Origin of the sequence: Sphingomonas sp. Leaf30 (genome assembly GCF_001422525.1) — a bacterium.
Taxonomy (GTDB): domain Bacteria; phylum Pseudomonadota; class Alphaproteobacteria; order Sphingomonadales; family Sphingomonadaceae; genus Sphingomonas; species Sphingomonas aerolata.
The window spans coordinates 1,026,416-1,039,912 of record NZ_LMKZ01000018.1 but is presented as its reverse complement, the minus strand read 5'-3'; the positions used below and the strand labels follow the sequence as shown (position 1 = coordinate 1,039,912).

Below are 13,497 nucleotides of genomic sequence, written 5' to 3'. Positions count from 1 at the left end.
CCTCAGTCTCCTCACGGAGCCTGAATCAGATCGCGCCTTTAACATCAATGGGTCCTGACCCTACTACGACTCCCGCTGCTGCGGATGGGAGGTTCGTAGCGTCCATCCGCGGTGACTTTCGAGGTATATCCAATGACGTCGATCCTTCGGGCAGCCGCGTGTGCGGCGGTGAGTATGGCTGCGCTCGTGGCAGGCGGCGGGGCAGCGCAGGCACAGGTACCGGTCGGTGCTGGTGGCCAGCTGCAGCAGATCCCGCCCGTGCCGCTGACCGATACGCCCGATCCCGAGCTCGGCCTGACGCGCAAGACGCCGGTCGCGATCCCGGCCGCGGGCGGACCCTCGGCCCGCGTGGATGCGATCCGCGTCACCGGCGCGACGTTGTTCCCCGAAGCGACGCTGGTCGCCGCAACGGGGTTCGCGCCTGGCGCGACGCTCGATCTCGCGGGCCTGAAGACGCTCGCGGCGCGGATCACCGACTATTATACCAGCCGAGGCTATTTCGTCGCGCAGGCCTATCTGCCCGCACAGGACGTGCAGAGCGGGACGGTGACGATCGCGGTCGTCGAGGGCCGCTTCGGCGCGGTCGGGCTGCGCAACGAATCCCGCCTCGCCGACAGCGTCGCGAACGGCATGCTCGACGGGCTCGAGGTCGGTGATCCGGTCGCGGTCGCGCCGATCGAACGCCGGCTGCTGATGCTGTCCGACCTGCCCGGCGTGCGCGTGCGCTCGACGCTGAGCCCCGGCACCGCGGTCGGCACGTCGGACCTGCTGGTCGACATCACCCCGGGCCGCAGCATCACGGGCAGCGTCGAGGCCGACAATGCGGGCAACCGCTATACCGGCGCCTACCGCGTCGGCGGGTCGGTCAACTGGAACAACCCGACCGGCTCGGGCGACGTGCTCGGCTTGCGCGCGCTGACGTCCTTCTCGGGGCTCGCCTATGGCCGCGCCTCCTATCAGGCGCCGATCGGCAAGGTCACGCTCGGCGTCGCCTATGCGCATCTCGACTATGAACTCGGCAAGGAATTCGACAGCCTCGACGGCAGCGGCAATGCCGAGATCGCCAGCGTTTATGCCAGCTATCCGCTGATCCGGTCGCGCGACAGCAACCTGTACGTGACGGTGGCGGGCGATGCGAAATGGTTCGACGACCGTTTCGGGATCGTCGACACGGTCACCTATCGCCGTGCGCAGGTCGTCACCGGCGGCCTCAGCGGCGACTCGTACGACACGCTGCTCGGCGGCGGCTGGAACGCCTATTCGCTGAGCGTCTCGGTCGGCACGCTCGATATTCGCGGCGCCTATGAGCGGTCGGTCGACGCGCTGACCGCGCGCACCGACGGTCGCTACGGCAAGATGCAGTTCAGCCTGGCGCGGCTGCAGACGATCAGCGGGCCGGTCTCGGTGTTCGGCTCGGTCCGCGGGCAGGTCGCGTTCAACAATCTCGACATCTCCGAGAAGATGGAGCTGGGCGGCGCCTATGCGGTGCGCGCCTATCCCGAGGGCGAGGCCTATGGCGATCAGGGCTATGTCGCAACCGCCGAGGCGCGGCTCGCACTGCCGCGGGTCATCCCGGGCGCGCTGCAGCTGTTCGCCTTCGTCGATGTCGGCGAGGTCGATTATGTGAAGCGACGCTATTTCGACGGATCGAACCATGCGGTGCGCAGCGCCTATGGCGCCGGCGCGACCTGGACCACGCCATACGACATCGTGCTGCGCGCGACCTATGCGCGCAAGCTGGGCAGCGCCGACGCGACCGCCGCCCCCGACCGGTCCGGCCGCGCCTGGTTCCAGATCGCCAAGAGCTTCTGACGCCCGCGCGCGCGCCAGCGACCAGCACCGACATTTCGCGGCCATCCGCCGCCACCCGAGGATACCGCCCATGACCCCGATCCCCGCATCGATCCGCCATCGCCCCGCCGCCGCCGCTCCCTCCACCGCACCGACGCGTCAGCGCCGCGGCGGGCTGTTCGGCACGACCGGGCTCGCGCGGTTCGCGTGGCTGATCGGCATCAGCCTTGCCGGCACGGTCGCCGCGCGCCCCGCCACGGCGCAGACGCTGCCGACCGGGGGCGAGGTGGCCGCGGGCCAGGCGAGCATCGCGACGCGCGGGCCGGCGATGACGGTCACCCAGACCAGCGACCGCGCGGTGCTGAACTGGCAGTCGTTCTCGATCGGCAAGGGGGCCAGCGTGACCTTCGACCAGCCGGGCACAAGCTCGGTCGCGCTCAACCGCGTGGTCGGATCGGATCCGTCGTCGATCCTCGGCAACCTGTCGTCCAACGGCAAGGTCTTCCTGGTCAACGGCAACGGCATCGTGTTCGGCAAGACCGCCAGCGTGAACGTCGGCGGGCTGGTCGCATCGACGCTGAACATCAGCGATGCGGATTTCATGGCCGGCCAGTCGCGCTTTGCCGGGACCAGCACCGCGGGCGTCCAGAATGACGGCACGATCACCGCCAAGGGCGGCTATGTCGCGCTGCTCGGCGCGCAGGTCGGCAACAGCGGCGTGATCCGCGCCAATTTCGGCACGGTCGTGCTGGCGGCGGGCGAGGCGATCACGCTCGACGTCGCGGGCGACGGGCTGCTCAACGTCGCGGTCGACAAGGGCGCGGTGGGCGCGCTGGTCCGCAACGGCGGGCTGATCCGCGCGGATGGCGGCAAGGTCGTGATGACCGCGCAGGGCGCAGGCGACCTGCTCCACACCGCGGTCAACAATAGCGGCATCATCGAGGCGCGGACGCTGCAGAACCGCAGCGGCACCATCCTGCTGCTCGGCGACATGCAGACCGGCACCACCAATCTCAGCGGCACGCTCGACGCGAGCGCACCGGTCGGCGGCAATGGGGGCTTCGTCGAGACGTCGGCGGCGACCGTCAACATCGCCGACGGTTCCAGGGTCTCGACGCTGGCCCGATCGGGCATGACCGGCACGTGGCTGATCGATCCGCAGGATTATGTGATCGGCGCAGGCGGCAACATCTCGGGCTCGACGCTGTCGGCGCAGCTCGTGACGACCAGCATCACGATCAGCACGCTGCCCACGGCGGGCGACACGACGACGGGCAATGGCGACATCTTCGTCAACGACGCGGTCGCCTGGACCGCGTCGGGCGTGCCGACGACGCTGACCTTGAACGCGTTTCGCGACGTCGTCATCAACGCGCCGATCAGCGCGACCAACGGCAACATCGTCGCCTGCTGCGGCCGCGACGTGAACGTCAACGCCGACCTGACGACGGTCAATGGCAGCATCCTGCTCAACGCCGGGCGCAACGTGAACGTCTATCATGCGATCACGACGACCGACGGCAACATCGCGCTGTGCGCGGGGCATGACGTGATGATCGACGCCGCCGTCACGCTGACGCGCGGCACGACGATCCCGGCGCAGAGCCTGGGCCTGCCGGTCGGACTGACGCTGATCGCAGGTGCGGACGGGACCGGGCCGGGCGTCAACGGCGGCACGATCGTGTTCTCCGCGCTGTCGCCGCCGACGACGGTGACCGCGGCGCCGGTGTCGATCAACTACAACCCGGTTTCGTATACGACGCCGACCGACTTCTCGAGCGAGTTCGTGCTGACCGAAGGTGCGGCGATCGCGCAGCGGATGCTGGTCTTCCCGTCCGCGCAGAAGGTCGCGGACGGCACCAATGCGGCGGTGCTGAGCGGGTTCAACGCCTCGGATACGTCGGGGCTGCCGAGTGGCGTCGCCCTGGTCGCGGGGACGGACGCGACGGCGACGTTCGACAGCGCGGACGCCGGAGCGGGGATCGGCGTCAGCTATAGCGGCTATACGCTGACCGGCGCGAACGCGGACCAATATGCGCTGGCCGGGTCCTGCTGCACCGCGGGCTTCCGGACTACGGGGACGATCACGGCGGCGCCTGCGCCGGCGCCTGCGCCTGCACCAGCTCCGGCTCCGGCTCCTGCACCAGCACCGGCTCCTGCCCCTGCTCCCGCACCAGCACCAGCACCTGCTCCTGCACCCGCTCCCGCACCTTCGCCAGCACCGGCACCGGCACCGGCACCCGCACCCACACCTGCTCCTTCCCCGGCTCCAGCCCCAGCGCCTGCGCCTGCGCCGGCTCCTGCACCGGCCCCTGCTCCCGCTCCAGCTCCAGCTCCAGCGCCAGCGCCAGCGCCAGCGCCAGCGCCAGCGCCGATCCTGACGCCGACGCCGACGCCGACACCGACACCGACGCCGGTGATCGTCACCGTCCTGCCGACCGCGACGCGGCCGTTCCTCGAGGTGCCACCAGCCCAGGTCCGGCGGCCGAACGTGCCGGTCGGGACGGTGGTCGACGGCGGCGTGAGCGTGCCGCCGGAGGGTCCGGGACCGTTCCCGATCCCCCCGGCCCCCGTGACGCCGGTCCCCGTGACGCCGCCGACCCAGTCGTCGCTGGGGGAACTGACGCAGCCCGTGCCGCGCACCCCCGTGGTCCCGGTCTATCCGCGCAAGCAGGCGCGCCACTGATATGGCAGGCTTCGGGTCGCGAGCAGCGCGGCACGGCGTGCTGGTCGCGGTCGCCCTGGCGGCTGGGGTCGCGTCCGCCGCCGTCGCGCAGCCAGTCGCGGCCGGCACATCGGCGACCGCGCGGTTCGGGACGGCCGCGGTCTCCAACGATGCCCGCGACACGGTCGACTGGGTGATGCGGTCGCGCGACAACCAGGCCTTGCCGTTCGTCGTGATCGACAAGGTGAACGCGGTGGTCTTCGCGTTCGATGGCGCGGGGGTGCTGCGCGGCACCGCGCCCGCGTTGCTCGGGCTCGCCCGCGGTGACGACAGCGTGCCGGGGATCGGCCAGCGCAAGCTCGCGACGATCACGCCGGCCGAGCGGACCACGCCCGCCGGACGGTTCCAGGCGTCGATCGGCGCTGATTTCGAGCAGGATATCCTGTGGATCGACTATGCCGCCGCGCTGTCGCTCCACCCTGTTATCGCCGGCCGCCGGATCGACGACCGCGCCGGCCGGCTGGCCTCGGCGACGCCGGGCGACAACCGGATCTCCTATGGCTGCGTCAACGTGCCCGCGCGCTTCTATGACGGGGTGATCAAGCCGTTGTTCACGGGCACCGTCGGGATCGTCTATATCCTGCCCGAGACCCGGCTGCTGCGCAGCGTCTTTGCGATGACGACGGCATCCTCAGCGCCGGACGCCGTGCCTCACTGACCCCAGGGGCGCTCGCGATACCATTTGGTCAGCACGTACTTGACCCCCTGCTCGACCGGCATGCCCTGGTGTACCGACCCCGGATTGGGCGCGCCATAGTCGTCCATGTTGTTCCAGATGACGAGGTTGCCTGCCTTGGGCGCGATGATCACGTCCGCTGTCGGAAAATTGGTCCGGCCTCCCGCCTCCGGTTCGTTCAGGAAGGTCATCGCCGACCAGGTCCGCTGTCCGCCGACCGCGACCTGATCCTGCCAGTAGAGCTGGCCGGTATCGAAGAAGTCGTGATGCGGCTTGAACTCCTGCCCGACCGCATAACGCTGGCCCTGCAGTGCCTCGCCGTAGCGCGGTTCCAGTCCGGTCAGCGCGTCCAGCCGGGTCTCGACCGCCGTCACCGCGTCGGGCCCGGCGTAGAGGTAACAGGTCTCGCTGGTCCGGTAGGCGGGACGCGGATCGTCGGCGACGACCGGCGACGGCACGCGATCCGCATCGATCAGTGCGATCAGCGTCGCGCACACGTCGAGCGGCAGGAAATCGCGAACGACGTACAGCTCGATACCGGATGCCGGAATGCGGACCGCGCCGGGATAGCACAGGATCTGCTCACGGACGTGTGCCGCGGACTCGGCGCGCGCGAGCGCCTCGACCGGGCCGTCGCGTCGGTCGGCGGCGGAAAGTGGCGATGCGGCGGACGGAACGGCGACCATGGGCACTCCAGACTGTCGGGCGCGTCGGTGGCGGACCGGCGGTCCGGCCCCGTGGCCAGACCATCACATAGATCAAGCCGTACATGCGCAAAAGCCGTTTCACCGCCGAATTCGGCCGCAATGCTCGATACTTGTCCGCGGAGAAGGCGAAATCCGGGTGCGACTTAATCGCGTGACGATCGTTGAGCCGCCAATCCCAAAGGAGACGAATGATGAGCAACGACACCGATGTGTCCGTCCTGAACGGCCTGATCAAGACGACCCTCGACAGCATGAAGGGCTATGAGGACGCGGCCAAGGACGCCGAGAGCACGCAGTATGCGACGATGTTCGCCGACTTCGCGCGCGATCGCGCCCAGGTCGCGACGAACCTGCAGGCGCAGGTCCGCGCACTCGGCAGCGAGCCCGAGATGGATTCGAGCATGCTCGCCGCAGCGCATCGCACCTTCATGGACCTGAAGCAGGCGCTGACCGGCAAGGACGACAAGGCGATCATCCTTGAGGTCGAGCGTGGCGAGGACCACATCAAGGCCAAGTATGAGGACGCGATGAAGGACGGCCAGCTGTCGCCCGCATCGCTCGACGCGGTCACCAAGGGCTATGCCTCGGTCCGCGAAGGCCATGACAAGATGAGCGCGCTCAAGCACAGCCTCACCTGATCCGAAGGGGCGACCGGTTTCGGCCGGTCGCCCCTTTTCCTGCGCGCTATCCTGCCGCCTTGCGCAGGATGCGCGACAGGTCCTCGACCGAATAGGGTTTGTGCAGCAGCTCGAACCCGTCCGTGCCATCCTGCGCCAGCACGTTGCTGTAGCCCGACGTCAGCACCACCGGCAGTCCGGGATGCGACGCCCGGATCGCCTTGGCCAGGTCGATGCCGTTCATGCCCGGCATCACGACATCCGAGAACACGATGTCGAAGCGCGCCGCGTCCTCGCCCAGCACCGCCAGCGCCTCCTGCGCATCCGCCGCCCAGACCGTCACATAACCAAGCTCGGCAAGCGACTGGGTCGTGAACGTGCCGACGTCCTTGTTGTCCTCGACCACCAGCACACAGGTGCCATGGCCGTCCGCCAGCCCCTCCGGGACCGCCCCCGGCAGGTTCGCGGTGCGCTCCTCCGCGCGCGGCAGATAGAGCGTGAAGACCGTGCCGCAGCCGACTTCGCTCTCTACGATGATGTCGCCATCGGACTGTTTGGCAAAGCCGAACACCTGGCTGAGCCCAAGGCCGGTGCCCTGCCCGACCCCCTTGGTCGTGAAGAACGGCTCGAAGATCCGCTCGAGCTTTTCGGGCGGGATGCCCGACCCGGTGTCGCGCATCGAGATCGCGACGAACTGCCCCTCGACCGCCGGATGCGAGCGCACCGCCGGGATCATCGTGGCGGTCCGCAGCGCGATGTCGATCCGCCCGGCGCCGTCCATCGCGTCGCGCGCATTGACCGCCATGTTGACCAGGGCGGTGTCGAGCTGGCTCGGGTCGACATTGGTGAAGCAGGGCGTGTCGGGCACGTCGATCGCGATCGTGATGCGCGATCCGGTCAGCGTGCCGAGCATGTCGGCGATGCTGCCCAGACTCTGGCCGACATCGATCACCTCGGGCTGGAGCGCCTGCCGCCGCGCGAAGGCGAGCAACTGCCCGGTCAGCTTGGCGGCGCGATCGGCGGTGTCCGAGATCGCGTCGATATAACGCTCTCGCCGTTCGGGCGGGAGGTCGGGGCGCTTGAGCAGGTCGGTCGCCGACCGGATCACGGTGAGCAGGTTGTTGAAGTCGTGCGCGACACCACCGGTCAGCTGGCCCACCGCCTCCATCTTCTGCGACTGGCGCAGCGCGTCCTCGGCGGTCTGCAGCTCGCTCGTCCGCGCGATGACCTGCTGCTCGAGCGAGGCAGCAAGGGCGGCGAGCGCCTGTTCGGTGCGACGGCGCTCGGTAGCGATGCGGGTCCGATCCGCGACCTCGCGCGCGAACGCGACCTCGTCCGCGCGCCAATGCCGCGCCCAGCCGCTGGCGAGATACAGCATCGCCACGATCCGGCCGTTTTCGGTGATCGGCATGTTGATGATCGCACGGGCCTGCAACGCCTCGAGCGCGGCGCTCGTCGCATAGGTCCGCGGATCGGTGCGCGCATCGGTCACGCAGACTTCCTCGCCGCGCTTGAGGTCGTCGATATAGGTGCCGAAGTCGCGCAGCCTGAACGTGCCCGAAAGCTGGTCGACCCCTGGCGCGGTCCAGTCGCTGTGCACCGTCACGGTCTCGGCGTCCGGATCGATCTCGCCATAGCCGGTCCGGCTGAGGTCGATCGTCCGGCCGATGATCTGGACGGCCTGATAGGAAATGTCGTCGGGGCAGTCGGTGTCGCGGAACATGTCCCCCAGCTCGACCAGCGCCGCGCGCATCATCTCGCCGCGGCGCTGGTCGGTGATGTCGGTCGACACGCCGGCGATCCGCAACGCCTCGCCGGTGGCTGAATAGAAGGGCTGTCCGCGCGATCCGATCCACCGCAATTCCCCGTCTTGGCGGTAGATGCGGTAGACGACCTCGTAATCGGTCCCCTCCTCGACGCAGCGCCGGACCTCGGCGACGCTCAGCGCGCGGTCGTCGGGATGGATCGCGGCCAGCCGGTCGTCATAGGAAAACGGCGCGTCCGTAGGCCGGCCGAAGATCTCCTTGCAGGTATCCGATGCGGTCAGCCGCTTCGTCGCGATCTCGAGGCTCCAGGTCCCGAACCGCGCCGCCTTGAGCGTGAAGGCAAGCTCGCGCTCATGCTCCTGTTGCTGCCGCAACCGGTCGGTCAGTTCCGCCATCAGCGAGGCGTTGCTGCTCTCGAGTCCCTTCAGCCGCTCACGCTCGAGCGTCACGTCGACCTGGCTGGCGAAGAAATAGGCGAGCACGCCATGCGTGTCGAAGACCGGCGCCATCAGCAGCCGGTTCCAGAACGTCTCACCGTCCCTGCGGTGGTTCTGGATCTCGATCTCGATCGATTCGACCCGGCGGACCGCGTCGCGGATCCGGTCGATCGTCGCGGGATCGGTTTCCGGCCCCTGGAGGAACCGGCAGTTGCGCCCGAGTATGTCCTCGCGCGGATAGCCGGTGAGCCGGCAGAACGCGTCGTTGGTGAACACGATCGGATTGTCCGGCAGGCGCGGATCCGTGATGATCATCGGCATCCGCGTCGCCCGCACCGCCGCGACGAACGGGTCGGTGCCAAGGTCCTGCCCGATCAGTTCGGCGGCGATTCGCTCGGCGTCGGCCGTCAACGGACGAGCGCCAGGGTCGGCGCGGTCGGGTGTATCGTTCAAGACCGTTTACTCGCCCTTTGCACTAAGTCGCTGATATCTAGGCTACGCGCAAAGACACCGCAACGCCGGGCTGGCGTGACGAATAATCGAGATCAATATGCGACGAAGGGCGGCCGCGTGGTGCGGCCGCCCCTCCCCTCATCAGCGCACCGAACCGCGGCGCACCATGTTGACGATCGCGAGCAGGATCACCGCACCGACCAGCGAGATCAGGATCGACTGGAGGTTGAGCGCGCCGTCCATGATCGACGCGCCACCGATGAGCGGCGTGATCAGGAAGCCTGCGAGCAACGCGCCGACGATGCCGACGACGATGTTGAGGAAAAAGCCCTGCTGTGCGTCGGTCCGCATGATCATGCTGGCGACCCAGCCGATGAGTCCGCCGACGACGAGAAGGATGATGAGGTTCATGATGAGGCTCCTGTTGATACTGGTACAGGCTGCTCAACGGACCGGGTGCGGCGAACGTTCAGTTCCGCCGCTTATAGTGCTTTGCGACATTGGTGCAGGGATACTAGTCCGGTTGGTAGGTCGGGTCTGACCGTGCCGGAACCGGTCGTGCGCTCCAGCGCTGAGGAGGCATGACCAGTACCCCCGGCAAGCCGCTGCATGCGCCCACCCTGCACCATCTCGAACAGCTCATGGCCGGATTGCTCGAAGGGGTGATCCTGATCGACCCGACCGGCGTGATCCTGAGCGCCAACCCCGCTGCGCTCAAGATGCACGGCGTCCGCGGCGTCGGCGAGCTGGGTGCGACCGCGGACGATTATGCCGCGCGGTTCGCCCTGCGCTACCGCGACGGGCGCAAGGTGCCGCGGCGCGAATATCCGCTGCTCCGGCTGCTCGCGGGCGAGAGCTTCCCCGACCTGATCGTCGAGGTCACGCCGCGCGACGCGGACGAACCATGCTGGGTCCATCAGGTCCGCGACATCGTCATGGACGAGGATGGCGGCGAGCCCGACTGCCTCGCGCTGGTGATCAGCGACGTGTCCGAGCGGTTCGACGCGGAGGACCGGTTCGAGGCGATGTTCCATGCCAATCCCGCCCCCGCGCTGATCATCCGCATCGCCGACCAGCGTTTCGTCCTGGTCAATCAGGGGTTTCTCGACCTGTCGGGCTATGACCGCGACGCGATCATCGGCAAGACGCTGTTCGATTTCGACTTTCTCGCCGATGTCGAGCGCAAGGCGTTCGTCAAGGCGTGTGTCGCGCGCGGCGAGGTCGTGCCACAGCTCGAGGCGGAGCTGCCGCTCGCGGGCGGCGACACCACGCTGGTCATCCTGGCGGGGCAGCCGATCGAGGTCGGCAACCGCGACTGCCTGTTGTTCACCTTCGCCGACCTCGAACCGCGTCGGCGCGCGGAACATGCGCTGAAGGCGAGCGAGCGGCATTTCGCCGCGGTCTTCGAGATGGCGCCGGTGGCGATGGTCGTGACCCAGACCGACGACAATCGCATCCTGCAGGTGAACGCGGCGTTCAAGACACTGACGGGCTATGACGATCGCGCGGTGATCGGCCGGGTCGCCGACGACCTGCAATTGTGGAATGATGCGGGCCAGCGCGAACAGCTGGAAACCGAGATCCGCGCGCAGGGCGGGTTCCGCGGACAGGACGTCCGCCTGCTCCACAAGAATGGCGAGGCGCTCGACTGTCTCGCCTCTGCCGAAAACATGCGGATCGACGGCGATGCCTGCGTGCTCTGGCTCTATCAGGATATTACCGCGCGGCGGCGCGGCGAGCTCGAGCTGGTCGAGGCGATCGAGGCGGTGATGAAGGACGCCAACTGGCTCGGCCGCTCAATCATGGACAAGCTGGCGACGCTGCGGAACCCGCGCCCCGGCGCCGCCTCGGACGCGCCGCTGCTCGATCTCAGCAAGCGCGAGCGCGAGGTGCTCGAGCTGATCTGCCAGGATCTCGACGATGCCGCGATCGCCGAGCGGCTCGAACTGTCACGCAACACGGTGCGCAACCATGTCGCGCGACTTTATGCCAAGATCGGCGTCAACCGGCGCAGCGCCGCGGTGGTCTGGGCGCATGAACGCGGGGTCGGCGCCTGAGACGGCGCGCGCCGCCCCGAAGGGCGGCGCGGCCGGAGGTCAGGCGGACTGCGGAATGATGCTGATCATCGCGTCCTCGCTCGGCTCCTTGGCGGGCTTGAGCTTGAGCGCCTGATCCGCGGTCACATGCCGCGTGCGCGTCGCCGGCTCGAGCGTCACGGTCTCGCCCGTCTCGAGCGACCGCTCGACCGCTGCCAGCACGCGCATGTCGAACAGGCCCTCCTGCCCGTCGGCTTCGGGATGACGGTCGTTGAGGATGCAGTCGGAGAAATACTGCGTCTCGTTGCCGAACTGCTCGACCGGATCGAAGGCATGCGTCTTCTCCTTGCCGTCCGCGGTCCGCTCGACATAGGTGATGCTCGTCGTCGGGCCGAACATGAAGGCAGGCGCGGCATGGATGCTCGCCTTCGTGCCGACCAGCTCGAACCCCTCGGACGAGGCGGTCGCATAGCTGACGGTGAACTGCGCGATACGATCGTCGGCGAACTTCAGCGTCACCGCGACGGTGTCGTGGAAGTTGAAGCCGCGACCCGGCGTCTTCGTCCCGACCGCATGCACCGCGATCGGCTCCTGCCCGAACAGGTTGCGCACCGCGTTCAGCGGATAGGTGCCCATGTCGGGGACGGGCCCGCCCCAATAGCCGTTATGCCCGCGCGAATTCTCCTCGCGGACATTCTGCATGAAGGTCGACGAGAAGGCGCGCAGGTCGCCGAATTCGCCCGCCCGTGCGCGCGTGATCATCTCGACCGTGCCGGGTTCGTGATGCAGCCGGTAGGCAATCATCAGCTTGGCGCCGCCCTTCTTCTCGGCGGCGATGATCTGCTCGGCCTCCGCGACGCTCGACGCCATCGGCTTTTCGAGCAGGACATGAATGCCCGCCTCGAGCGCGGGGACGGCATATTGCATATGGAGGAAATTGGGCGTCGCGATATAGACCGCGTCGATCTCGCCCGAGGCCAGCAGCTCGCCATATTGCGCATAGGAATAGGCCTTGAGCTTGTAGAGCTTGGCCAGCTTGTCCGCCTTGACCGGGTCGCCGGTGACCAGTGCGGTCATTTCCGAATTATTGGTCCGCGCGATGCCCGGCATGAACGCCTGCTGCGAAATCTGCCCGCCGCCGACGACGGCGTAGCGCACCTTCTTGGTAAGTCCGAACATGACAGTCTCCGTGGTTCAGGAAGGATGGAATGAGGCTGGCAACTCCGCGCGACGGGGTTTTGTTGCACTGCACCCTGCGCGACGGAGCCGGCGGGGAAGGTCGTTACGGACACGCACGGATTATCTGCCGACGCTCTTGGGCGAACCGCCAGCGCGCGCGTTATCCTGTCGGCCATTTGCGGTCAGAGGACTGATAGTGCTGAAGTTTCTAGTGGCCGAAAGCGAAACACCCGAACAGCGCGACGCCCGCCGCGAGCATGCGGGAAAGAGTTCGGGCGAGACCTATGCGGCGACGCTCGAACAGCTCCGGCCCGATGCGCAGATCACGATCGTCGCACCCGCGGACGACGACGCGCGCGTGCTCGCGGCGGGCGAGATCGGCGATTTCGACGCGGTGTTCGTCACCGGCTCGCCGCTCCACGTCTATGACGACTCGCCCGAGGTGCAGCGCCAGCTCGCCTTCATGCGCGCAGTGTTCGCATCGGGGACACCGTCCTTCGGCTCGTGCGCGGGGCTGCAGCTCGCGGTTGCCGCAGCAGGGGGCACGGTCCGCAAGATGCCGCAGACGATGGAGGCCGGGATCGCGCGCCGGATCACGCGGACGCAGGCGGGGCGCGATCACCCGCTGCTCGCCGGCCGCACCGACAGCTGGGATGCGCCCGCGATCCACGGCGACGAGGTCGAGCTTCTGCCCGACGATGCGACATTGCTCGCGAGCAACGCGGTCACCGCGATCCAGGCGGCCGAGATCCGGCATGACGGCGGGATTTTCTGGGGCGTGCAATATCATCCCGAACTGGCCCCGCGCGAAATCGCGATCGCGCTCCGCCGCCAGGCGAGCAGCCTGATCGAGGCGGGGCTCGCCGAGCGCGAGGCCGATGTCGAACAGCGCGCCGCGCAGCTCGATGCGCTGCACGACGATCCCGACCGCCGGTCGCTGCTCTGGCTGCTCGGCGTGGGCGACGATTTCGCGCAGGAGGCAGGTCGCCGGCTCGAACTCACCAATTTCCTGACGCATCTGGTCGAGCGGGGCGACTGACCCCTGCCCTTGCATTCTCACGCCGCGCCCACATCTGCCGTAGCGTAAGCGGCGCGATCTCCGGGGGATCG

Annotated in this window: 10 protein-coding genes; 6 read left to right on the top strand and 4 right to left on the bottom strand. The window is 68.1% G+C overall.

All coding sequences use genetic code 11. The features are described 5' to 3' along the window. Positions 1–174: 174 nt before the first annotated feature. The 3 genes from ASE89_RS18610 (at position 175) to ASE89_RS18600 (ending at position 5,174) form a co-directional block, all read left to right on the top strand. Complete coding sequence (locus ASE89_RS18610; protein ID WP_056680623.1) at positions 175–1,812, top strand: ShlB/FhaC/HecB family hemolysin secretion/activation protein; 1,638 nt, start codon at positions 175–177, stop codon at positions 1,810–1,812. Positions 1,813–1,882: 70 nt separating this feature from the next. Then, positions 1,883–4,477 (top strand): two-partner secretion domain-containing protein, encoded by a 2,595-nt coding sequence (locus tag ASE89_RS18605; RefSeq protein WP_056680621.1) that lies wholly within the window; start codon positions 1,883–1,885, stop codon positions 4,475–4,477. 1 nt (position 4,478) lies between these two features. Beyond that, a complete protein-coding gene (locus tag ASE89_RS18600) occupies positions 4,479–5,174 on the top strand; it encodes a L,D-transpeptidase (RefSeq protein WP_082451697.1) in 696 nt (231 codons plus the stop codon). Here ASE89_RS18600 and ASE89_RS18595 read toward each other — a convergent pair. Further along, entirely contained in the window at positions 5,168–5,878 is a 711-nt protein-coding gene (locus ASE89_RS18595; RefSeq protein WP_082451695.1) for a prolyl hydroxylase family protein, read from the bottom strand. The two genes, ASE89_RS18600 and ASE89_RS18595, sit on opposite strands and share 7 nt — an antisense overlap. 212 nt (positions 5,879–6,090) lie before the next feature. Here ASE89_RS18595 and ASE89_RS18590 point away from each other — a divergent pair, with 212 nt between their 5' ends. Next, positions 6,091–6,537, top strand: coding sequence for a PA2169 family four-helix-bundle protein (locus ASE89_RS18590; protein WP_234387285.1), 447 nt, complete (start codon positions 6,091–6,093; stop codon positions 6,535–6,537). A 46-nt stretch (positions 6,538–6,583) separates the two neighbouring features. On the opposite strand, the gene ASE89_RS18585 is transcribed toward ASE89_RS18590, so the two are convergent. Next, complete coding sequence (locus tag ASE89_RS18585) at positions 6,584–9,130, bottom strand: PAS domain-containing protein (protein WP_156363541.1); 2,547 nt, start codon at positions 9,128–9,130, stop codon at positions 6,584–6,586. Between the two features lie 183 nt (positions 9,131–9,313). Then, positions 9,314–9,583 (bottom strand): GlsB/YeaQ/YmgE family stress response membrane protein, encoded by a 270-nt coding sequence (locus tag ASE89_RS18580; RefSeq protein ID WP_056680615.1) that lies wholly within the window; start codon positions 9,581–9,583, stop codon positions 9,314–9,316. A 170-nt stretch (positions 9,584–9,753) separates the two neighbouring features. Here ASE89_RS18580 and ASE89_RS18575 point away from each other — a divergent pair, with 170 nt between their 5' ends. Further along, complete coding sequence (locus ASE89_RS18575; protein ID WP_056680612.1) at positions 9,754–11,229, top strand: helix-turn-helix transcriptional regulator; 1,476 nt, start codon at positions 9,754–9,756, stop codon at positions 11,227–11,229. Between the two features lie 39 nt (positions 11,230–11,268). On the opposite strand, the gene ASE89_RS18570 is transcribed toward ASE89_RS18575, so the two are convergent. Beyond that, positions 11,269–12,387: a Gfo/Idh/MocA family protein gene (locus tag ASE89_RS18570; protein ID WP_056680609.1), complete on the bottom strand. Its 1,119-nt coding sequence runs from the start codon at positions 12,385–12,387 to the stop codon at positions 11,269–11,271. Between the two features lie 196 nt (positions 12,388–12,583). On the opposite strand from ASE89_RS18570, the gene ASE89_RS18565 reads away from it, so the two are divergent. Next, positions 12,584–13,426: a type 1 glutamine amidotransferase gene (locus ASE89_RS18565; protein ID WP_056680605.1), complete on the top strand. Its 843-nt coding sequence runs from the start codon at positions 12,584–12,586 to the stop codon at positions 13,424–13,426. The last annotated feature ends 71 nt before the right edge of the window (positions 13,427–13,497 follow it).